The organism is Hymenobacter cyanobacteriorum, assembly GCF_022631375.1.
Lineage (GTDB): Bacteria > Bacteroidota > Bacteroidia > Cytophagales > Hymenobacteraceae > Hymenobacter > Hymenobacter cyanobacteriorum.
This window is the reverse complement of record NZ_JALBGC010000003.1, coordinates 294,776-316,002: the sequence shown is the minus strand read 5'-3', so window position 1 is coordinate 316,002 and position 21,227 is coordinate 294,776. Positions and strand designations below refer to the sequence as shown.

The following is a 21,227-nucleotide window of genomic DNA, read 5'->3' as shown; positions in this document are numbered from 1 at the left end:
GTCATCTTAGAACGTGCGCTGGAACCAGCCTTTGATGTCGTCGATGGCGTGGCCCGTTTTCTCCTGCAGGCGGCCGTACCACTCGTCCTGTTTGCCGTCTTCGTAGTCGAGGTCATCGTCGGTGAGGTTGCCCCACTTCTGCTTGGCCTGGCCTTTAATCTGGTTCCAGTCGCCGCGGGCTTTCAGCTCGGTGCTGTTGCCATTGGCCGTAGCGCTGGCGTCATTGCCCAGGTTATTGAACCAGTTTTTGATGTTATCGATGGTATCGCCGGTTTTTTCCTGCAGGCGGCCCAGCCATTCGTCCTGTTTGCCTTCGTTGTAGGTCAGGTCGTCGTCGGTCAGGTTCGACCACTTCTGCTTGGCGGCACCTTTCAGTTGGTTCCAGTTGCCGCGGGCTTGCAGCTCGGTATTGTCGCTAACGTTATTGCTGTTGAGGTCCATGAGTGAAAGCTGTTAAGGGAGGATGGAATGAATTTGGGTGGGGAGAAAGAATGTGAGGCTTGTACGCGCAGCTTTTCGGCCGCGTTGAGGCCCACCCCCGAATGCCGGAATTTTATACCTCGTCGCTAGGCGCCGCGCCTGCCTTTTCCGGGCCGCCTAGCGGTGGCGGGCATTGAAGCCCACCAGCAAGCTGATGCGGGCCCCCTCGCTGCTGGGGGCCACGGCCACGTTGATGGGAAAATTGATGCCATTCGACTGAATAGACGTGCCCATGGCCAGCACCAGGCTGGGCCCGAGCAGCGTTACGTTGGGCCCCACGCCAAACTCGAAGCCCTTGGGCCCGCGCACGCCCAGCAGCCCGCTCACGCTGGGCAGAAACTGGCCCTGGTCGAGCCCGCCTATCAGCGGCACAAACTCCACCAGCCCGCTCACCCCGTTGGCCAGCCGGAACAGGCGCGATTCAAACTGCCAGCCAAACTGCGAGATGACGGGCCCCAGGCTCACGTGGTTTTCGCGGGCCTTGTCGATGACGCGCGCCGAAAGCACCGTGAAGCCCAGGCGCGGCCCGTCGAGGTGAATGGTTTCGCCCAGCACCGCATCGTTGGGGTCGGTGTTGCTGATGACGGGCACGTTGCTGGCCGATGCCGCCGGCCGGGCCGGCGCTGGCAAAGCCGGCGCGTATGCGGGTGTCGGGGCCGGCACAACGGCAGGAGCAGGGGCCGGCGGCGGGGCCATTTCCAGGCTGCCGTTGGCGTAGCGAATCTGAAACACGTCGGATTTCCAGATGGTGATGAGCGGGCCGTTGGGGTTGTCGGCGCGCCGGTAGCGCACTTCGGAGGGCGTGATTTCGACCACCTTCACGGAGATTTCTTCGCCGTTGCGCTTGGTGAGCAGGTCCTGCGCGTGGGCCAGCGGGCCCAGCAGGGTGAGTAGGAGCAGCAGTAAAAAAGGGCGCATGAGCAAAGGGCTTTAGGTGAGCTGGAGTGTGGGCCAAAGGTGCAGTTTTGTGCAGCCTTTGTCCAGTCGACTTTTGCGCTTTGCAGACTTTTGAATGGCGGCTGTTTTGCCTTATCGCATACAGCAACAACTGGTTATATATAAAATAAAGGATATCGCAGGCTGTGTAACTTTTGTGCGCTGTCGGCGCACCACGCACCAAACAAAAAGCCCCGCTGCGGAGGCAGCGGGGCTTCGGAACAAAGTAGGCGGGGCCGCTTACTTCTGGGGCGTAGCGGGCGTTTTTTCAATCACGCCATTCGCGGGCTGGTCAACCACTACAGCGGTGTCGCCGGGTTCGCGGGCCATGTCGGCTTTGGCGCTGTCAACGGTGTTTTCTACGGCTGCACCGGCGTTGGAAGCGGCGTTTTCGGTAGCAGTAGCGGCCTCATCGGCTTTTTTCTCGGAGCACGAAGTCGTGCCGAAAGCGGCGAAGGCGGCTACGGCGAGCAGGGTTTTGAAGGAGATTTTCATGGGGCTGGGGAAGGAGATTATTGACAAAAATGTGCCCTTAATAGGTAGAAGCACAAAAGGTAACCCGCGCCAAATGATAGCACTGCCTAATAGCTGCGCTGGCCGGGGCGCGGCCACCAGCGCCCAGCGTAGGCTTATCGGCTCCCCGGCCGGCGGCAGCGCCGTAATTTGGGCTCATGGACGACCTGCGCACGACCCTGCTCACCCTCAATGCCGATGAGCGCCGCGACTTCGGCGTATTCATTCAGCGACAGCGGCGCAAAACCACCGGCCGCCTCGACTTGCGCCTCTACGAGCTGCTGATTCAGGCCAAGGAGCTCAAGCCCGAGAAGCTGGTAGCCAAACTCTACCCCGATGAGCCCAACCCCGTAGCCTACTACGCGCTGCGCAAGCGCCTCATGCGCCACCTCACCGACTACCTGCTGCTGCGCCAGCGCCAACTCGATACCACGGCCGCGGCCACCGTGCGCGGCCACCTCACGCTGGCCCAGTACCTGTTCGAGGCCGGCATACCGCGCCTGGCCTGGAACACGCTGCGCAAAGCCGAGAAGCTGGGCCGCGAAAGCGAGCAGTACGAACCATTGAATGCCATCTACAACCTCCAGATTCAGTACGCCGGCTCGCCCCACGCCGAGCCGCTCGACGAGATTCTGCCCCGCTACCGCCTCAATAAAAAAGCTGCCGACGAAGAGGAGCGCGCCAATATTGCCGACAGCGTGCTGCGGCAGCGCCTGCGCGGCTCGCGGGTGCAGGGCCGCGCCGTGGTGCCCGCCGACGATATTCTGCGCCAGGTGCTGGCCGAGTACGACCTGCAGGAAGCCTTCGCCCGCTCGCCCTCGCTGCTGAGCCGGCTCATGTCCATCACGCGCAACGCCATGCTGGTGCGGCGCGATTTCGCGGCGTTTGCGGCATTCATCGAGCGCTGCTACAAGCTCATGGAGCGCCGCCACGGCTTCGCGCCAGCCCAGCGCGGGCACCAGCTCAAGCTGCTGTATATGCTGGCCCACGCGCTGTACCGCTCGCGCCGCTTCGCCGAGTCGGTGGCGTACCTGACGCAGGCGCAGGAGCTGCTGGCCACCGGGCCGGGCCGGCAGTTTGGCGAGTTTGCGCCGCGCTTCACGCTGTTGCTGGCCGCCAACTACGCGTTTCTGGAGCGCAACGCCGAAAGCATTGTGCTGCTCGAAGCCCTGCTGGCCGCCCCCAAGCCCCTCACCGAAATCAACGACCTGTCAGTGCGCCTGCAGCTCACCTTCCACTACTTTGCCGAGGGCAAGTTTGCCAAAGCCAACCAGGTGCTGCTGGCCCTGGGCCGCACCGACCATTGGCTGGAGCAGCACCTGGGCCTGGAGTGGATGCTGAACCGCAACATCGGCGAAATGCTGATTCAGGTAGAGCTGGGCAACACCGAAGTGGCGCTAGGCCGGCTGCGCGCCCTCGACCGGGGCATCCGCGAGCAGTTTCCGGCGGTGCCCGCCACGGCCGAGGCCCCCGCCGTGCCCGCCGGCGGCGCGTACCAGCCAGTGCTGGCCTACCTGGCGCTGGTGCGCGAGTTGGTCGAAACCCCCTACCTCACCCACGAGCGCACCTTCGGCAACCGCGTGCTGCACCTGCCGCCATTCATCTCGCAGGAGCGCGAGGATTTGCAGGTCATCAGCTTTTACGCCTGGCTGAAGGCGCGGGTGCTGCAACGCCCCTACTACGAGGTGCTGCTGGAGCTGGCGCATGGCTAATGATTGCGCACGAAAAAGCCCCGGGCATACTGGCCCGGGGCTTTTTTGTTGGTGCGAAAGCAACTGGCAGTAAGCTGGCTTACTTCTTGGCCGCTTCCTTCATATTCTCTTTGGTTTGCTGGGCCGATTTGGCAGCCGCGTCGCCCATGGCATCCATTTTACGGCCAGCGGCTTCCATTTTCGCGTCCAGTTTGGCACCAGCGGCGTCCATTTTACGGCCGGCCTCCTCCATTTTGGCATCCATCTTGGTGCCGGCTTCCTCCATCTTGCCTTCGATTTTGTTGCCGGCGGCATCCATTTTAGCGCCTGCTTCCTCGGCCGAAATCGGAGCTACCGTCGAATCGGTGGTGACCGTGGCGGTGGTGCCTTCGGGCGTGGTAGTCGTGGTTTCGGTGGTTTTGGTTTCGCAGGCAGTGGCGGCGAATGCAACAGCAACGGCCACGAACAGGGTTTTAACGGAGATATTCATGAGGTTGGAAAAAAAGAGTGGAGGTGAGATTGTGCCGTTAATCGGCCCGAAGCCCAAAAGGTAACCCGCCGCCCAGCTGCTGCCGGCCGGGCCGGGCGCTAACTTTTTAGGGCCGTGCCTAGTATAGCCCATACGCATTTTTCTTACCCCGCATTCTTATGGATTCCACCGCCGCCACTCCGCAAACGCCCGCCACGCCCGCCGTGCCCATGGCCGTAAGCGACCAGCAAAACACCGCCCTGCTCGACGACACGCTCACGTTCCTCACCAGCAGCAAAGCCGTCAATTCCGGCCCCGAAGGTCGCACCGAAATCGACCGCTGGCTAGCCGTACTCGGCGCTTCGGAGCGCACCGGCCTGGCCAAAATCAAGCAGGAGCTGGCTCAGCTCAATGACTTGCTGTCCAATACCAAAACCCCCGCCCACGACATTGCCGAAGTGCTGGCCAGCCTCGGGGCCGAAACCGCCAAGGTGGCCGACGAAGCTGGCGGCGACTACAGCGCCCCGCTCGCCAACCTCAGCAAGCAGCTCATCCGGGCCGCTTCCACGCTCTCGAAGTAAGCCGAAAGGCCGCTTCGTAACCATTGTAGCGCGAACTTTGTAGTTCGCGTCCCCGCGCTACCCGGAAAATTCCGGCTGGCCGCGTGGCGACGCGAAATTCAGAGTTCGCGCTACTGCTTTTATATGTCCCAGCCCATTCCCGCCGACCTGCTGCCCTACGACCCGTTCGACGGGATGCGCTTCGGCCCCGAAACCTGCTTCCTCAGCGGCCAGCCCGTGGGCCCCGACGATACCGTACCCGTTTTCGCCGAGTGGCTGCAAACCCGGTACAATCTGGCCGAGCGCCCCATTCAGCTTCTCGACCAGCGCACCGTTCTCATCAAAGACCTGCGCCTGCCCGCCAGCCCGGCGGCCCGCCAGCGCATCGAGGAGTTGGAGAGTAGGGTAGAGGCCGCCGCCGCGCAAGGCCCCGCCGCCCTGCGCGCCCTCGGCGACGACACGCTGTTCCTCTGGCTGGGCAAAATGTTCTACGGCATCTTCATCACCGAGCTGCTGAACGAGTTCGAGCCCCTGATAAAGCCCAAGTACCCGCTGGCCGAAAACGCTGCGCTGGTGCGCCGCTTTCAGGCGTTTTTCCAGCTGCTGCAGGGCCTGCGCGTGCCCACCGAGTACGCCGACTTCGTGCCCGGCTCCGTGTTCGTGCTCGAAGCCGACCCAGCCGAAGACCATACGCCCTTCGAATACGACGACGACCTGAACACGCTCGTGTTCAGCATCAAGCTCGATAAAACTGTATTGGTAGCCTGCCTGGTGGATATTGGGTTGATTGGCCAGGCCATGGGAAAGGTCTACGCCGATGCCCAGCGCCCGCTACACCCCGTCCAAATTGCCGAGTTCAAGGCCCGCGTGTACTACGCCGCCCATTTGCTGCACGTCGTGCCCGACATCTACCCGCGCCACCCGCGCCCCGGCGACACGCAAATCGTGTTCGATGCTCTCATCGACGACGTCACCGGCGCCATCTTCAACCCCTGGGAAAACAGCGCCTACACCCAAACCCTGGCCGAAATGTGGCTGCGCTGGAACATCACCCTGGCCGATGTAGTGGCGAAACCCGCTGAGCCAATGAGCCTGCTCTATGATGAAGCTGGGGAACCCAAGCAGCTCAAGCAATGGCCTTTAACTATTTAAATTAGGAAGAAGAACGTCATGCTGAGCGCAGCCGAAGCATCTCTACTGCGCGACTAATTAGTATTTAGTATCGCGGCAGAGATGCTTCGGCTGCGCTCAGCATGACGTTCTTTTTATACTGAAACATCCCTGTGCTGCCATTTTACCTCCGCACCGCACTAATTCTGTTGCTGCTCCTGCCACTCAACGGTTGCATCAGGCTGCTTCTCAAGCCCGGCCGGGAATTTGAGAAATACACGCCCCCACCCGCGCCCGACTACGCGCAATCGGGCAACTGGGCCGCCCTGCCCACTCGGCGCGATTCGGCCGATGCCGTGCCCCGGCATTCTATGCTACGCGATGAGCAGGCCACGGCCGCCGTTGATGTGTTTTTCGTGCATCCCACCACCTACTACTCGCCCCGGCACTGGAACGGCGACGTGCGCAAAAAGTGGCTGAACAAATACACTGACCGCACCACCATCAAGCAGCAGGCCAGCGTGTTCAATGCCACCGGTCGCATCTACGCGCCGCGCTACCGCCAAGCTACCCTCTTTTCCTTCCTCGACAAAGAACCCAACGGCCAGAAAGCCCTGGAACTGGCCTACTCCGACGTGCGCGCCGCCTTTAAATACTACCTCGCGCACTACAACCAGGGCCGCCCCTTCATCATCGCCAGCCACAGCCAGGGTACCGACCACGCCACGCGCCTGCTCCACGAATTCTTCGACAAACCCACCCCGCTGCGCCGCCAGCTCGTAGCCGCCTACCTCATCGGCTTCCAGGTCAAACCCAACGAATTCCTGACCATCAAGCCCTGCACCGACTCGCTGGCCACCGACTGCTTTGTCGCATACAACACCTCCGACGCCGGCCACGAGTCACCCATGTTCCAGCCCAGCATCGCCGTCAATCCCCTCACCTGGACGCTCGATTCTACCCTGGCCCCGGCCAGCCTCAACCGCGGCGCGGTCAGCATCCGCTTCAAGCACGTCCACCCCAACTTCACCGACGCCCAGATTCACCACGGCCAGCTCTGGGTGCACGCGCCGCGCTTCAAAGGCTTCCCGCACTTCCCACCCTCCGGCCGCAAAGCCCTGCGCTACTCCCGCCACATCGCCGATTACGCCTTGTTTTACATGAACATCCGCGAGAATTCTAAAGCGCGGGTGCGGGCGTGGCAACTACGAAGCAAGTAAATCCCGCTCAAATTGTGTCCGCAAGTACGTGAGTTGAGTGTCAGGATTATTGTTATTGAAAATATCCATCGAACTCCAAAACTGTGCTTCATCGAACCCAACAAAGTCGTTCACTGAAGCCAAGGCCAGATTATGTAGCTGGTAGGCCACCGGCCCGGCAAACTTGCCAAGTTTCATAGCTTGGTTGTCATCATTCAACGTGGTAGGGATGGAGCGGATACTCAATAAAAAATTGTATAAAATACCCCGATAAGCAGCTTTGCGCAGGTCGTTCATGTCGCAATTAAAAGTATAAAAAAGCCCCGCTGGCACAATGCCAGCGGGGCTTTCAATTTAGCTAAAAACGGCAATTAAGCGCCGATAGCCACTCGCTTGAAGTCCGAAACCGTCATGCCTTTCGACTTGCTGTCGAGCAGCTGGGCGATGGTCAGCGAGTTGTCTTTCACGAACTCCTGGTTCAGCAAGGTCTGCTCTTTGTAGAACTTGTTCAGCTTGCCCTGGGCGATTTTCTCCAGCATAGCCTCGGGCTTGCCTTCGGCACGCGCCTGCTCTTTGCCGATTTCAATTTCGCGCTCCACCGTAGCCGAGTCCACACCGTCTTTGTCAACGGCAACGGGCTTCATGGCTACGATTTGCATGGCTACATCGCGGCCCACGGCAGCAGCGTCGGCCGAGCCCACGTTCTTCAGGCCCACGAGTACGCCTTTTTTGCTGTCGGAGTGGATGTACGAAGCCACTTTCTCGGCGGTCAGGGTAGCGTAGGTCAGGTCCAGCTTCTCGCCGATTTTGCCCATCAGGTCGGTGATGTGCTCCTGAATGGTCAGGCCATCATCTTCCTTCACGGCCAGCAACTCCTCTTTCGAAGTAGCATTGGTGCGCACAGCGGCATCCAGGATGCGCTGCACCAGCTCGCGGAAGTTAGCCACTTTGGCTACCGACTCCGTTTCGCAGGCCAGGGCCACCAGCTTGCCGTTGGTGCCGTCCTCGCTCACGTTCACGGCCACAAAGCCTTCCGACGTCTCGTTCTCGGCGCGCTTGTCAGCGATTTTCTGACCAGCCTTGCGCAGAATGTCGCGGGCAGCTTCGAAGTCGCCATCGGCTTCGGTCAGGGCTTTTTTGCAATCCATCATGCCGGCACCGGTCATGGTGCGGAGCTTGTTTACGTCTGCGGCGGTAATAGCGGCCATTAGATGTTGTGTTTGTTGGGTTGGAATTCAGGGAAAAGAAAAAGGGAACCTCCGGAGCCTAGACTACTCGAAGGTTCCCTTTTTTCAAAGAGCTCAGAAGGGACTATTCTTCGTCAGCGGCCGTCTTTTCAGCAATGGCAGCCTCGTCGGCTTCCTTGCGGTCGGCGTCTTCTTTGTCAACTTTGCGCTCCGACAGGCCGTCTTCGATGGCCTTGCCAATCACGCTCACGATGAGCTGAATCGACTTCGAGGCGTCGTCGTTGGCGGGAATCGGGAACTGCACCAACTCAGGGTTCGAGTTAGTATCGCAGATAGCGAAAACGGGGATACCCAGTTTGTGGGCTTCTTTCACAGCGATGTGCTCGCGCTTCACGTCCACTACGAACAGGGCAGCGGGCAGACGGCCGAGGTCGGCGATACCGCCGAGCACGCGGTCGAGCTTTTCGCGCTCACGCTGCATCATCAGCTTCTCGCGCTTAGCCAGTGCCGCGTAAGCGGTGTTCTCTTTCACCATCTTGTCGATGGTGGCCATCTTCTTCAGGCTCTTGCGAACCGTGGCGAAGTTGGTGAGCATGCCGCCCAACCACCGGTCGGTCACGAAAGGCATCTTCAAACGCTCGGCTTCCGTCGTAACGATTTCCTGCGCCTGCTTTTTCGTGGCTACGAACATGATTTTGCGGCCACTTTTCGCGATGTTGCGAATAGCCTGGGCTGCGTAATCAAGCGAAACCAACGTTTTGTTGAGGTCGATGATGTGGATGCCGTTCTTCTCCATGAAGATGTACGGCGCCATTTTGGGGTCCCACTTGCGGGTGAGGTGACCAAAGTGGGCACCTGCGTCGAGCAGGTCCTTATAAGTCGTCTGAGCCATGATGTATTTCCTCCTGGATTAGCGTTTCGAGAACTGGAACGAACGACGAGCTTTGCGCTTGCCGAATTTCTTGCGTTCCACCATGCGCGGGTCGCGGGTCATGAAGCCTTCCTTCTTGAGAGCAGGACGAACTTCTTCGTTATCGCTAACCAGAGCCTTGGTGATTGCCAGACGGATAGCCTCGGCCTGAGCCGAAATGCCGCCGCCGCGCACGTTCACCTTGATGTCGTACTGGCCGACTTGCTCGAGGATTGCCAGGGGTTGGTTCACTACGTTCTCCAGCAACTCGTTGCTGAAGTACGATTTCATGTCCCGGTCATTGATAGTGATATTCCCTTGCCCGGCCTGCATGTAAATGCGGGCCACCGAGGTTTTTCTTCTACCAGAGGTGTTGGTAATTGCCATTAGTGGAAAAATTAAAGAGCGTAAGCCGTCGTGGCTTACAGGTTTTTCAGTTCGATGGCCACGGGCTGCTGAGCCTCGTGGGGGTGCTGGTCGCCGGCGTACACGTACAGGTTACGGTACTGGGCCGAGCCGAGCTTATTGCCCTGCAGCATGCCTTTCACAGCGTGCTCAATCACGCGGCGCGAATCGCGCTGCATCTGCTCGCGCACGGTGCGACGCTTCTGGCCGCCGGGGTAGCCCGAGTGCGTGATGTAGACCTTCTCGGTCATTTTTTTGCCCGTCACGCGCAGGTTGTCGGCGTTGATAACGATGACGTTGTCGCCGCAATCAGCGTTGGGGGTGAACGAAGGCTTGTGCTTGCCACGCAGGATGTTGGCAATTTGGCTGGCAACGCGGCCCAGCGGGGCCACGCTGGCGTCTACGATAACCCAGCTCTTCTGGGCGTTGGCCTTATTGACGTGGGTCGTCTTGAAGCTCAGGTGGTCCATGAGTCGAAAAAAAGGTATGCTAAACTATTGAATAAGAGTACGGAGCCGTTAAGGCTTCGGGAAAAACGGACACAAAGGTACTGATTTATCGGGAAATAGGCAAACGTGGCGCAGTAGTTTTTCTGGAAACCACTTGCTTGCCCGCCGTTATCGTGGCTAGCGGTTCTGCCCCAGCACCTCCACCAGCACCCGAAAATCCTTCGGATACGGGGCCTCCACGCTGATTTCTTCGCCGTTCAGGCCCGTGAACTGCAGGCGCAGGGCGTGCAGGGCGAAGCGCTTAATAAAGGGCTGCTCCTCCTGGCCTTCCTTCATGTTAAACTTCTTCTTGAGCGACGACAGGAAGAAATCCTCCCCGCCGTAGTCCTTGTCGCCCACGATGGGGGCCTGCAGGTACATCAGGTGCAGGCGAATCTGGTGCATGCGGCCGGTCACAGGCTCGCAGAGCATGAGGGCGTGGCGGGCGTAGGTTTCGAGGGTGGTGAAGTGGGTTTCAGCGGCCTTGCCCTTGTAGGCGAGGCGGGCCTTGCCGCGGCTGGTGGTTTCGATGTTGCGCGTCACCACTTCGTCCTGCAATTGCGGCGTGCCCCACACCACGGCGTGGTACTGCTTTTTCACCTCGCGGTTTTCGAACTGCATGGCCAAGTGGCGGTAGGCGGCCGGGTTTTTGGCGAAGGCCAGCGCGCCGCTGGTTTCGCGGTCAAGCCGGTGGGCGGCCTGAATGTCGTCGTGCTCCTGACGGGCCAGGCGCAGCATGTTGGGCGCGCCACCCACCCGCTCGTCGAGCGTGGCCAGAAACGGCGGCTTGTTGACGACCACGTAGTCGTCGTTTTCGAAAATAACGAGGTCGGAGAAATCGGGAAGCTTCATAAGAGGCCGCAAAGGTAGCCAGTAGGGACTTGGGGTCTTGGGGACTTAGAGTCTTGGCTTTTTCCCGGCGCGACTGTCATACGATTGTCATGCAGAGCGTAGCGAAGCATCTCGCGTGCCACCACTAATCAACTTAATTACCAATGCACGCAAGATGCTTCGCTGCGCTCTGCATGACATTCTTTAATAATCAGGCCGCGCCTCCCACCGGGCCGGTTTTAGGCTTGTTGAGCTTGAACTCCAGCGTGGTGCCTTCGCCCACCGTGCTTTTTACGTGGATGGTGGACTTGTGCGCCTCCACAATGTGCTTGCTGATGGCGAGGCCCAGCCCCGAGCCGCCCGAGTCCCGCGAACGGCTTTTGTCGATGCGGTAAAAGCGCTCGAAGATGCGCGACTGGTGCTCGGGGGCGATGCCCGCACCGTCGTCGCGCACGGCAATGCGCACCGAGCGGCCGCCTTCGATGAGCGACACTACCACGCGGCCATTGTCGCGGCCGTACTTAATGGCATTATCAATCAGATTGATAAGAACCTGGCGAATGCGGTTGCGGTCGGCGATGACGGGTAGGCCGGTGGCGGGCAGGCCGGGCGGGAACAGTTCCAAGTGCGTGCCACGCCGGTCGGCCTGCTGCTCCAGCAGCTCGAATATTTCGCGCACCAGCACAATCAAGTCGAAGCGTTGGCGGCGCATGCGCACCACGCCTTTTTCGAGCTGCGCGATGGTGACGAGGTCCTGCACGAGGGCATCGAGGGTGTCGAGGCTGGCGGCGGCTTTGCGCAAAAACTTGCGGCGCGTGGCTAGGTCGATGTCGTCGTCCTCATCATCGAGAATGGTGTGAACGAAGCCCTGGGCGGCAAACAGCGGGGTTTTGAGCTCGTGCGACACATCGGCCAGGAACTCGCGACGTAGGGCTTGTAGGCGCACCAGCTCGTCGAGCTCCTGCTGGCGCCGTTCGGCCATCTGCAGGATTTCGTCGCGCACGCGCTTCACCGGCTCGGGGCGGAACAGGAATTTATTGCTGAGCTTCTTGAACTCCTTGCGTTTGATGTTTTCGAGGCCCGCGTACACGCCGTTGATTTCTCGGAAGAGCAATGCTTCAAACGACAAGTACACCAGTAGGAAGCAGGCCGCCACGGCAATGCCCGCGCCCAAGAAAGCCTCGCGAAACGGCAGGGTGGGGGCCACGCGCGCATAAGTCGTGAGCACGGCGGCCACCAGCAGTGCAATGAAAACAGCGATGGTGCGGGAAGAGAAGTTCATGGCAGTAAGGGCTGGACGGGTGAAAATAAGGCATCCTGAGCGCAGCGAAGGACTTTATCACGGTTGAACGACTTGTTCTAGCGTGATAAGGTCCTTCGCTGCGCTCAGGATGACAGGCGGTAGACAGCTGGATTATTAGTCGGCGTTGAACTTGTAGCCTACGCCCTTGATTGTCTGAATGTGGTGGTCGCCTACCTTCTCGCGCACTTTGCGCACGTGGACATCCACAGTGCGGGCCAGCACGAACACGTCGTTGCCCCAGATGTTCTGGAGCAGTTCTTCGCGGTTGAATACCTTGTGGGGCGAGGCGGCCAGGAAGGCCAGCAGTTCAAACTCCTTTTTGGGCAGGCTGATTTTCTTGCCATCCTGGTACACCGCAAACGCCGTGCGGTCGATGCGCAGGCCGTTGATGTCGATGGCATCGACGGCCGCGTGGGGGTCTTGGTCGCGGCGCTTCACGGCGGCCAGGCGGCCGAGCAGGGCGCGCGGCTTGATGGGCTTGGCGATGAAGTCGTCGGCCCCGGCGTCGAAGGCGGCTACTTCGGAAAATTCCTCGGCGCGGGCGGTGAGGAACAGGATGTAGGTGTCTTTGAACTTGGGGTTCTCGCGCAGCAGGCGGCAGGTGGCAATGCCATCGAGGTGGGGCATCATCACATCGAGCAGAATGATGTCGGGGTTGAAATCGGCGGCTACTTCCAGGGCTTTGCGGCCGTCGGGAGCCGAGGCAGTCTGGTAGCCTTCCTTTTTCAGGTTGAACTCCAGCAGCTCCACGATATCGGGGTCGTCGTCAACCACGAGAATCTTATACACGGGCGTTTTGGCGGCAGTCACGGCAAACGGGCTTAGGTGAAGCAGAACAATGCGCCGGCAAAAGTACCGCTTTCGGCGGCGGGCGCTGTGTTACGATTGTGTGACGCGGGCCAGCGGCGCAGGCCGGGGCGTGACCGACAGTGCAACGATGTAAAACCCGTTCAAAAACGAATACAGCAGCGCATGAACGGTCCAGACGGTGAGGCTCAGCTCGCGCGAATGGAAGAGCGTGAGGTTGCTGGTGAGGAAGATGAGGCTATTGCCAGCAAAGTAGAGAATGGCCCCAGCCGATACCCAGAACATGGGCTCGCGTTCCAATGGCGCCATTGTGATGGGCGGCTGCAGCAGCTGCCGCAGGTAAAGCAACGCCAGTATCAGCACCACCACACTTTCGATGAAGTGCTGAATGGGGCTGAATTCCACCGTATCGAGCCGGGGCGAATAGCTGAGCACAGTGCCCAGCAGAAACAAGCCGATGCCCAGCGGCAGGTAGCGCGCCATGGCGAGCGGCCGCAACGCCCGCCGGTACATCAGGCCCAGCAGGGTAAGCTCAATGGCGGTGTCGATGGGGGCCAGAAACAAATTGGGGCGGTGATGCGACGAGAACCACGCCGCCACGCCCGTTACCAACAGCGCCAACCACGACAGCCACACCAGGTAACGTCGAGTGGTTTCCAAATGCCGGTAGCGCAGCAGGCCCACCACGCAGGCCCCTACCAATGGTACGGTAGAAAACTGTAGGATAAACTCTTGAACCGACATCTGCATCCGGACACTAAGGTACGGCGGCGCGGCAAGCAAGCGGCACTAAAACGGACCGGGCTAGTTCGCCATGTTCAACTTCCAGCGCAGGCCCTGGTAGCGCACCATGTCCACCTTCACGGTGCCCACAAACATCTCGGCCTGAAACAGCACCGGAATCTTGTTGCGGTCGTCGGAGAAATACACCGAAATGGCGTTTTCGCCCCGGAACAGCTTGTTATTCGGCATGCGCGGCACCAGCTTGAAGGCACGCACGTCGCCGGCCTTGGTTTCCACCACTTCGCGGCCCTTGAACACGACTTCGAGCATGAAGTTGTCGCCGTCGAAATAGCCCGGCACGCGCACCACGTCGCCCACCTTCATGCGGTCGAAGTTGAGGGTGCGCAGGTAGTAAAAGCCGCTCACCAGCTCCAGGGTATTGTTGGCCACCTTCACGGTAGTGCGGGCGTTTTCGTGGGTGTGGTCGGTTACTTCGGCCACATCGTGCAGGTGGTCGAAATCCACGGTTTCGCGCTTGCGGTAGTTCTTTTCGGCAATCTCGCGCTGGGCGCGCAGGGGCAGAATGCTGGTGGTGTCGATGAGGGCGCGCCACTGGTCGCGGATGCGCAGGAAAAAGTCGAACGAGCCCGTGGTTTTGCCGCTTACCGACGCCTTGTAGCAGGGGCGACCGTTGAAGCGCTCCAGGCTGCCGCCCGTCTCCACGGTGGCCTCGCCGCCGTTGATAAGGCCGTAATGCACCGTGTATTTAATGGTTTCGCCCCGCCCAAAGCTGTTCTGCGGGATGCTACGCACGGCATCGCCGGGACCCAGGGCCGGCACAGCAGCGGCCAGAAACAACGCAATAACGGGAGTAAGAACGAGCCAGCGGCGATTCATAAGAGTAACAGAAAGTAACGCAGAGGGCCTTAGACAAACGCAGTGCCAGCCCCGCGGAGCTACCAAAGATACGGACGTAAAAAAAGCCCGTTGCCAGGGGCAACGGGCTTTTTATCAGTTAACAGTTAAGAGTTAAAGGTTAGGGGGTAGCAGAACAGCAACTCCTAACCTTTAACTCTTAACTGTTAACTCACCTTACAGCGTGTCTTCGCCGTCGTCGGCGATGGTCATGTCGACGGGGATGACGTCCTCGTCGCCTTTGGCCATGGTGCGGATTTTGTCTTCGATTTCGGCGGCCAACTCGGGGTTGTCGAGCAGCAGCGTCTTCACGGCTTCACGGCCCTGGCCGATTTTGGTGTCGCCGTAGTTGAACCACGAGCCCGACTTGCCAATAATGCCCATGTCGACGCCAAGGTCCACAATCTCACCGACTTTGGAAATGCCCTGGCCGTAAATGATGTCGAACTCGACCACCTTGAAGGGCGGCGCCACTTTGTTCTTTACCACCTTCACCTTGGTGCGGTTGCCGGTCACATTGTCCTTATCTTCCTTAATCTGGCCGATGCGACGGATGTCGAGGCGCACCGAAGCGTAGAATTTCAGGGCGTTACCGCCGGTGGTGGTTTCGGGCGAGCCGAACATCACGCCGATTTTCTCGCGCAGCTGGTTGATGAAGATGCAGCAGCAGCCGGTTTTGTTGATGGTGCCGGTGAGCTTGCGCAGGGCCTGGCTCATGAGGCGGGCGTGCAGGCCCACTTTCGAGTCGCCCATGTCGCCTTCGAGTTCGCCTTTCGGCACGAGGGCGGCCACGGAGTCAATGACGATGATGTCGATGGCACCCGAGGAAATCAGCTGGTCGGCGATTTCGAGGGCTTGCTCGCCGTTGTCGGGCTGGGCGATGAGCAGGTTGCTGGTGTCGATGCCCAGCTTTTCGGCGTACGATTTGTCGAAGGCGTGCTCGGCGTCGATGAACGCGGCCATGCCGCCTTTCTTCTGCGCTTCGGCAATCATGTGCATCGTCAGGGTGGTCTTACCCGAAGATTCCGGACCGTAGATTTCAATCACGCGGCCGCGGGGCACACCGCCAATGCCGAGAGCGATATCCAGCGAAAGCGAACCCGTGCTGATGCTCGGAATGTCGCCTACCTTGTTGTCGGAAAGCTTCATCACCGTGCCTTTGCCATAAGCTTTATCCAGCTTGTCCAGCGTGAGCTGGAGGGCTTTCATTTTTTCGGCGGCGGTGTTCACTTCGCCCTTCTCTGCTTTTTCGGCTTTCGGAGCCGCTTTGGTAGCTAGTGCCATGTGGGGGTGTTTAAGAAAAACGGGTTAGGTTTGGTAAAGTTAACGGTTTTGGCCGGGTCGCAATCGAATAAATCTATTCTTTGGTAAAAGCCCCGAATAGGCTGTTTGGCGGCGGCTTTTTCTAACAGAAAGACCATCGGTTTGGTGCCGCAGGAAGCGGAAATATATGAGGAATTATCTAAAAATATTAGTTGGCCTTGTGGCTCTGCTAATTAGGGTGGGAGAAGCCCGGGCGCAGCTGGACAATCGGGCGTTTACGAGCAACCGTCCTGGTCAGCTGAAGTACAGTTATATCCTGCTAAATCCAGATGGGCCCGATGCCAAAGAAGATTCGCTCAAAAGAGAAAGCCAACAGCGAAGACAAGAAGATTCTGTTTCAGCCGGCGACCTGCGCCTATCACTCAACGCCTTCATCTTCTTCAAAGACAACGAATACTTCAACAAGATTGTCGATGGCTACACACTTTACGGCACGCAGTTGAACCCGCAACTGGTGTATTATCCAGTGAAAAATCTGCGCCTCGAAGGCGGCGTGTTTCTGTGGAAGGACTTCGGCAACCCGCAGCTGAAGGCGGTGCGGCCCACGTTTCGGGCGACGTGGACGCACGGCAAGCAGCAGACGATTCTGGGCAACATCCGGGCAAACCTGCACCACAACTACATCGAGCCGATGTTCAACTTTGAGCGGGTGATGCTAAACCCACTGGAGGAGGGCATCCAAACCATTTACCGGGGCAAGCGGCTGTTTCTGGACCAGTGGGTGGACTGGCAGCGCCAGCAGTACCGCTACAGCAACTACCAGGAAGAAGTAGCCGGCGGCCTGAGCACCAGCTACCGCATCAGCCCCGACGACAGCCGCTGGACGGTGGCCCTGCCGTTCCAGTTTACCGCCATTCACCACGGCGGGCAGATTGATACGCTCGACAAGCCGCTGCAAACGGCCTTCAACGAAGCCTTTGGGGTGGAGGCGCGCTACCAACTGCAAGGGCCGAATGTGCAGGCCGTGCGCTTCAACGGCTACGTGCTGGGCTTTCAGGACTACTCCTTCACGCCGGGGCAATTCCCCTATAAGTACGGCCGGGGCCTGTACCTGAACGGCACGCTCGAAACCCGCTTTGCCGATGTGATGGTGAGCTACTGGCAGGGCTCGCGCTTCATCTCGCCGCTGGGGGGCGACTTGTTCCAGAGCGCCTCGCGCACGGTGTCGAACCCTGATTTTCGGGACCCGCAGCGCCAGATTGTCATCGTGCGGCTACTGCGCGACTTCCGCATTTCCGACGCGGCCTCGCTCACGGCGCGAGCCGAGCCGCTGTTCGATTTGAACGCCGGGCTGCTCGATTATTCGTTTGCGATGTACTTCAACTTCCGGCAGGACTGGCTGCTGGGCAACATCGGCAAGCGCGCCCGGGTGGGGCAGTAGCGCTCCCGGCTGGCCTCTCGAAATCTTCCGGAGGGCATAAGGGACCCCTTTTACCCTTCCGGAAGTTCAACCTGCCCAGCCGGGACCCCTTATGACCTCCCGGAAATTCAACCTGACCAGCAGGGAGCCTTGCCGCCTTCGGGGGAAATTTAGGTCGCTGGTCGCTACGGCTTGACTAGCCAGAAGCGGCAAATCTGGCTCATCGCATCGGAGTTGCGGAACCAGACAGGACGGCGGGGCGGCGGCTCGGGCACAAAGCCGACTGCCCGGGCCACGGCCTGGCCCCGCACGTTGCTCTGGAAACAGCGCACCAGCAGCCGTTGGCTGCCCACGGCCTCAAAGCCAAAATCGATGATGGCCGCCAGGGCCTCGCGGGCAAACCCCTGGCCTTCGGCGGCGGCGGCCAGGTAGTAGCCGATTTCGGCCTGGCCTTTTTGTTGGGGCATGAGGCAAATGTCGCCCACGTACGCGGCCGTGGCGCGGTGCCAGATGCCAAACACGTAGAAGCGCCCGGTGCGCCAGTCGTCGGCAAAGGTGCGGAGCGTGACGTGGGCATCGGCGGTGGAGCGCACGGCCTGCAGGCGGTCGGGAAAGGAGGGCTGGAAGCGGGGGCGGTCGGCGTGCAGCAGCCCGAAAAAGGCGTCGGCGTCGGCCGGCTCGTAGGGGCGCAGGCAGAGGCGTTCGGTGTAGAGCGGGGCGCGGGGCAGCATGGCAGCAAACGACGAAAAAAGGGCCGCCTCCGTGCCCGGATGCGGCCCTTTCACAAGCAATAAACCGATTATTTGTTCAGGCCCACGTACTGGCTGGGGCTGCCCAGGGCCTGCTGGGTGCGCATCACGTTCACCTGGCGGGCGGCTTCGTTGAAGAATTCGAGGCGGCGAATCAGCATTTCCTTGGTCAGCACGCGGCCTTCGGGCGTGGCCATCACGGCGCGCTTGTCGGCCAGCACGCGCTGCATGGCGGCCAGCGTCTGGCCCTCGTGCTTCATAAACTGCTGCTGGAACTCGGCCAGCCGGGCCACCCCGCTGGCGGTGAGGGTGAAGTGCTCGCCGGCCCCTTGGTTCAGCACCTCGCACAGCACGTACACTTCGATGGGCAGGCTGGTTTCGAGGGCCGTGGTGCGCAGGTCGAGGCCGGCGGCCAGGGCGTCGAGAATGATGCGCACGTTGCGCTCAAATTGCTGATAGTAGGCTTGGGCTTCCACTTTTTTAAGTTAAGAGTTAAGAGTTAAGAGTTAAGAGTTGAAAGGGGAGTGGAAGCAGCGCCAACTCTTAACTTTTAACTCTTAACTCTTAACTCAGAGAAGTTCTTTCACAATCTGCTCCACGCCGATGCCTTCGGCTTCGGCTTTGAAGTTGCGCACGAGGCGGTGGCGCAATATCGGCACGGCCACGGCTCGTACGTCTTCAATGTCGGGCGAGTACTTGCCGTTGAGCAGGGCGTTGCACTTGGCGCCCACAATGAGGTGCTGCGAAGCGCGGGGCCCGGCACCCCATTCCAGCAGCTGGTTGGTGCGGGCGTGGGCACGCTCGGTGTTGGGGCGGGTTTTGTGCACAAGGCCCACGGCGTATTCCACCACATTGTCGGCTACCGGCACCCGGCGCACCAGCTCCTGGAAAGCCTGAATGTCGGCCGCGTGTAGCACTTTGTTGACAGTGTGCTTGATGTTCGAGGTCGTGTTTTTCACGATGTTCAACTCCTCGGCGTAGGTGGGGTAGCCCAGCTCGATGTTGAACATGAAGCGGTCGAGCTGCGCCTCGGGCAGCGGGTAGGTGCCTTCCTGCTCGATGGGGTTCTGGGTGGCCAGCACGAAGAACGGGCGCTGCAAAGGGTAGCGCTGCCCGGCCACCGTCACGGCGTATTCCTGCATGCTTTCGAGCAGGGCGGCCTGGGTTTTGGGCGGGGTGCGGTTGATTTCGTCGGCCAGAATGATGTTGGCGAAGATGGGGCCTTTCACAAAGTGAAAATCCCGCTGCTGGTTCATCGTTTCCGAGCCCACAATGTCCGAAGGCATCAAGTCGGGCGTGAACTGGATGCGGTTGAACGACAAGTCCAGCGAGTCGGCAATGGTCTGAATCAGCAGGGTTTTGGCCAAGCCGGGCACGCCCACCAGCAGGCTGTGGCCCTGCGAAAAAACCGCAGTGAGCACCAGCCGCACCACTTCGTCCTGCCCCACGATGACCTTGCCAATTTCCTGGCGCAGCTTCTGGAAGGAGGCAGCCAGCGCGTCGGCCGCTTCTTTGTCGTTTTGGAATTGAGCCATTCGAAAAGGTAAGAGCAAGAAAGATAAAAGAGCCCGTCATGCAGAGCGCAGCGAAGCATCTTTACCGCAATAGTAAAATGAATTACTGGTGGCGGGCAAGATGCTTCGCTGCGCTCTGCATGACGTTCAGGAAGCAAGAAGGTTTTACCTCTCCGCCACGTCCAGCACTTTGCACTGGGCGTATTCGGGGGCCACTTCGAGGTACACCGTGCCGCGGTTTTTGGCAAACCACTCGTCCAGCGCTTTGTTTTTCTTCTCGTTGAGGGCCGCAGCGGCAATTTTCTGGTAGTCGTCCTGCAGGTTGGCCTGGTGGGGCGGCGTGTTCGATTTCAGCCACAGAATGCGCATGGCGTCCTTGCCCTCATCGGTGCGGTAGGCCATGGGCGGGGTGATATGGCCCACCTTCATGGTATCGATGGTGAAGAAGATGGCCGGGTCGAGCTTGTCGAGGGGCAGGCGCGAACTGCCGTCGGCACGGTTGGCCAACAGGCCGCCGTTGTTGGCGCTCTGCTTATCGGTCGAGTTATCCTTGGCCGCTTTGGCAAACGTGGTGCTGTCGCTCAGAATCTGACGGCGCAGGCGGGTGAGCAACTTAGCTGAAGCGCTGATGTCGGCCGCGCCCGTTTCCGGCTTCAGCAGAATGTGGCGCGTGGAATACTTGTTGCCCTTGCGCTCGATGAACTGAATGAGGTGGAAGCCGAACTGCGACTGCACCACGGGCGACATCTGCCCCGGCTCCAGCTTCATCGACGCGGCTTCGTACTCGGGCACCAGCTCGCCGCGGCCGAACAGGCCCAGGTATCCGCCTTCTTTGGCCGAGCCCGGGTCTTCGGAATACTGTTTGGCCAGCGTGGCAAAGTCGGCCCCGGCCAGAATCTGGCCGCGAATGTCGTTCAGCTTGGCAATGGCGGCCTGCTTGGCTTTGTCGTTCACCTGGGCGGGCACCACAATCTGGCCTACTTCTACCTCCGTGCTGAAATAGGGCAGGCTGTCTTTCGGAATGCGGGTGAAATAGGCCGCCACTTCGCGCGGGGTCACGGCCACCTTGCCGGTGATGGTTTCCTGCATCTTCTGCTGCGTGAGCTGCTCCTTAATCTGAGGGCGCAGGTCTTCTTTCAGCGACTTCAGCGACTTGCCGTATTGCTCCTCCAGGCGCTTTTCGGAGCCAATCTGCTGCACGAAGTAGGCCATGCGGCGGTCTACTTCGCTGTTCACCTGCTTTTCTTCCACCGTCACCGAGTCTACCTCGGCCCGGGCCAGCATCAGTTTATTCAGTACCAGGCTTTGCAGAATCTTGCATTTCAGGTCGGGCGGCATGGGCTTGCCAGCGGCGCGGGCTACCTCCTGGGCATACAAAAGCTCTACATCGGAGCGCAGCACAATCTGGTTGTCCACTTTCACCACAATGCCGTCGAGCAGCTCCTGCCCTTTGGGGCGGCTGATGCCCAACTGGGCCTGGGAGGCGGGCGCGAAGCCCAATAACAGCGCCAACGTCAGCAGGGCCAACGTCGCCGCGCGATTCACTTTAACAAGCATAGAGTAGGATTGAAGAGCCCGGACAAGCTGTCCGGACGAAAGCCGTTGGATGCACAACACTGCAACGGCCGCACAAATTTCACGATAAATCCGTCGGCGGACAATTACAAGGAGCCGAACGGGCGAATAAGGGTTGCAGAAAGCCGTATGCGGACTTTTAGTACGCGTTTCCATGCCGTCGGAAAGCCTCCCAGCGG

The 21,227-nt window shown here is 59.9% G+C and carries 24 protein-coding genes; 5 read left to right on the top strand and 19 right to left on the bottom strand.

The features are described from left to right. Positions 1 to 6: 6 nt before the first annotated feature. The 3 genes from MON38_RS22880 to MON38_RS11135 all read right to left on the bottom strand — a co-directional run bounded on the left by MON38_RS22880 (position 7) and on the right by MON38_RS11135 (position 1,911). On the bottom strand, positions 7 to 441 hold the full coding sequence (locus tag MON38_RS22880; RefSeq protein WP_338423767.1) for a CsbD family protein: 435 nt from the start codon (positions 439 to 441) through the stop codon (positions 7 to 9). 156 nt (positions 442 to 597) lie between these two features. Continuing rightward, positions 598 to 1,398, bottom strand: coding sequence for a hypothetical protein (locus MON38_RS11140; protein WP_241936246.1), 801 nt, complete (start codon positions 1,396 to 1,398; stop codon positions 598 to 600). 258 nt (positions 1,399 to 1,656) lie between these two features. Next, positions 1,657 to 1,911, bottom strand: a complete 255-nt coding sequence (locus tag MON38_RS11135) for a hypothetical protein (RefSeq protein ID WP_241936245.1) — start codon at positions 1,909 to 1,911, stop codon at positions 1,657 to 1,659. Positions 1,912 to 2,087: 176 nt separating this feature from the next. Between MON38_RS11135 and MON38_RS11130 the strand changes: the two genes are divergently transcribed. Further along, on the top strand, positions 2,088 to 3,641 hold the full coding sequence (locus MON38_RS11130; protein ID WP_241936244.1) for a hypothetical protein: 1,554 nt from the start codon (positions 2,088 to 2,090) through the stop codon (positions 3,639 to 3,641). Positions 3,642 to 3,720: 79 nt separating this feature from the next. On the opposite strand, the gene MON38_RS11125 is transcribed toward MON38_RS11130, so the two are convergent. After that, positions 3,721 to 4,110 (bottom strand): hypothetical protein, encoded by a 390-nt coding sequence (locus MON38_RS11125; RefSeq protein WP_241936243.1) that lies wholly within the window; start codon positions 4,108 to 4,110, stop codon positions 3,721 to 3,723. Positions 4,111 to 4,268: 158 nt separating this feature from the next. On the opposite strand from MON38_RS11125, the gene MON38_RS11120 reads away from it, so the two are divergent. The 3 genes from MON38_RS11120 (at position 4,269) to MON38_RS11110 (ending at position 6,979) form a co-directional block, all read left to right on the top strand. Further along, positions 4,269 to 4,670: a hypothetical protein gene (locus MON38_RS11120; RefSeq protein WP_241936242.1), complete on the top strand. Its 402-nt coding sequence runs from the start codon at positions 4,269 to 4,271 to the stop codon at positions 4,668 to 4,670. 123 nt (positions 4,671 to 4,793) lie between these two features. After that, the gene (locus MON38_RS11115; RefSeq protein WP_241936241.1) at positions 4,794 to 5,801 is read left to right on the top strand and encodes a hypothetical protein; all 1,008 of its coding nucleotides are present in this window, start codon (positions 4,794 to 4,796) and stop codon (positions 5,799 to 5,801) included. Between the two features lie 131 nt (positions 5,802 to 5,932). After that, positions 5,933 to 6,979, top strand: coding sequence for a DUF3089 domain-containing protein (locus tag MON38_RS11110; protein WP_241936240.1), 1,047 nt, complete (start codon positions 5,933 to 5,935; stop codon positions 6,977 to 6,979). Here MON38_RS11110 and MON38_RS11105 read toward each other — a convergent pair. From MON38_RS11105 to recA, 11 genes are all read right to left on the bottom strand, one after another. Beyond that, entirely contained in the window at positions 6,965 to 7,255 is a 291-nt protein-coding gene (locus MON38_RS11105) for a hypothetical protein (RefSeq protein ID WP_241936239.1), read from the bottom strand. The genes MON38_RS11110 and MON38_RS11105 overlap by 15 nt on opposite strands. A 74-nt stretch (positions 7,256 to 7,329) precedes the next feature. Next, positions 7,330 to 8,166, bottom strand: a complete 837-nt coding sequence (gene tsf / locus MON38_RS11100) for a translation elongation factor Ts (RefSeq protein WP_241936238.1) — start codon at positions 8,164 to 8,166, stop codon at positions 7,330 to 7,332. 103 nt (positions 8,167 to 8,269) lie between these two features. Then, positions 8,270 to 9,037, bottom strand: a complete 768-nt coding sequence (gene rpsB, locus MON38_RS11095) for a 30S ribosomal protein S2 (protein ID WP_201977389.1) — start codon at positions 9,035 to 9,037, stop codon at positions 8,270 to 8,272. Positions 9,038 to 9,055: 18 nt separating this feature from the next. Continuing rightward, complete coding sequence (gene rpsI / locus MON38_RS11090; protein WP_198069873.1) at positions 9,056 to 9,442, bottom strand: 30S ribosomal protein S9; 387 nt, start codon at positions 9,440 to 9,442, stop codon at positions 9,056 to 9,058. Positions 9,443 to 9,477: 35 nt separating this feature from the next. Then, positions 9,478 to 9,930: a 50S ribosomal protein L13 gene (gene rplM, locus MON38_RS11085; RefSeq protein ID WP_241936237.1), complete on the bottom strand. Its 453-nt coding sequence runs from the start codon at positions 9,928 to 9,930 to the stop codon at positions 9,478 to 9,480. 156 nt (positions 9,931 to 10,086) lie between these two features. Next, positions 10,087 to 10,800 carry an RluA family pseudouridine synthase gene (locus tag MON38_RS11080; RefSeq protein ID WP_241936236.1) on the bottom strand — a complete coding sequence of 238 codons (714 nt, stop codon included), beginning with the start codon at positions 10,798 to 10,800 and terminating at the stop codon, positions 10,087 to 10,089. Between the two features lie 190 nt (positions 10,801 to 10,990). Continuing rightward, entirely contained in the window at positions 10,991 to 12,061 is a 1,071-nt protein-coding gene (locus MON38_RS11075; RefSeq protein ID WP_241936235.1) for a sensor histidine kinase, read from the bottom strand. A 135-nt stretch (positions 12,062 to 12,196) separates the two neighbouring features. Further along, the gene (locus tag MON38_RS11070; protein WP_241936234.1) at positions 12,197 to 12,892 is read right to left on the bottom strand and encodes a response regulator transcription factor; all 696 of its coding nucleotides are present in this window, start codon (positions 12,890 to 12,892) and stop codon (positions 12,197 to 12,199) included. A 69-nt stretch (positions 12,893 to 12,961) separates the two neighbouring features. Then, complete coding sequence (locus MON38_RS11065) at positions 12,962 to 13,633, bottom strand: hypothetical protein (protein WP_241936233.1); 672 nt, start codon at positions 13,631 to 13,633, stop codon at positions 12,962 to 12,964. Positions 13,634 to 13,693: 60 nt separating this feature from the next. Further along, complete coding sequence (locus MON38_RS11060; protein WP_241936232.1) at positions 13,694 to 14,509, bottom strand: DUF3108 domain-containing protein; 816 nt, start codon at positions 14,507 to 14,509, stop codon at positions 13,694 to 13,696. 195 nt (positions 14,510 to 14,704) lie between these two features. Further along, positions 14,705 to 15,736 carry a recombinase RecA gene (gene recA / locus MON38_RS11055; RefSeq protein WP_241936828.1) on the bottom strand — a complete coding sequence of 344 codons (1,032 nt, stop codon included), beginning with the start codon at positions 15,734 to 15,736 and terminating at the stop codon, positions 14,705 to 14,707. A gap of 274 nt (positions 15,737 to 16,010) precedes the next feature. Here recA and MON38_RS11050 point away from each other — a divergent pair, with 274 nt between their 5' ends. Next, positions 16,011 to 17,231, top strand: a complete 1,221-nt coding sequence (locus tag MON38_RS11050) for a hypothetical protein (protein ID WP_241936231.1) — start codon at positions 16,011 to 16,013, stop codon at positions 17,229 to 17,231. Between the two features lie 164 nt (positions 17,232 to 17,395). Here the strand turns inward: MON38_RS11050 and MON38_RS11045 are convergent, their stop codons facing one another. From MON38_RS11045 to MON38_RS11030, 4 genes are all read right to left on the bottom strand, one after another. Next, a complete protein-coding gene (locus MON38_RS11045) occupies positions 17,396 to 17,941 on the bottom strand; it encodes a GNAT family N-acetyltransferase (protein ID WP_241936230.1) in 546 nt (181 codons plus the stop codon). A 68-nt stretch (positions 17,942 to 18,009) separates the two neighbouring features. Then, positions 18,010 to 18,435 carry a hypothetical protein gene (locus MON38_RS11040; protein WP_241936229.1) on the bottom strand — a complete coding sequence of 142 codons (426 nt, stop codon included), beginning with the start codon at positions 18,433 to 18,435 and terminating at the stop codon, positions 18,010 to 18,012. 93 nt (positions 18,436 to 18,528) lie between these two features. After that, positions 18,529 to 19,494 (bottom strand): AAA family ATPase, encoded by a 966-nt coding sequence (locus tag MON38_RS11035; protein WP_241936228.1) that lies wholly within the window; start codon positions 19,492 to 19,494, stop codon positions 18,529 to 18,531. Positions 19,495 to 19,638: 144 nt separating this feature from the next. Then, a complete protein-coding gene (locus tag MON38_RS11030; RefSeq protein ID WP_241936227.1) occupies positions 19,639 to 21,030 on the bottom strand; it encodes a peptidylprolyl isomerase in 1,392 nt (463 codons plus the stop codon). Between the last annotated feature and the right edge of the window lie 197 nt (positions 21,031 to 21,227).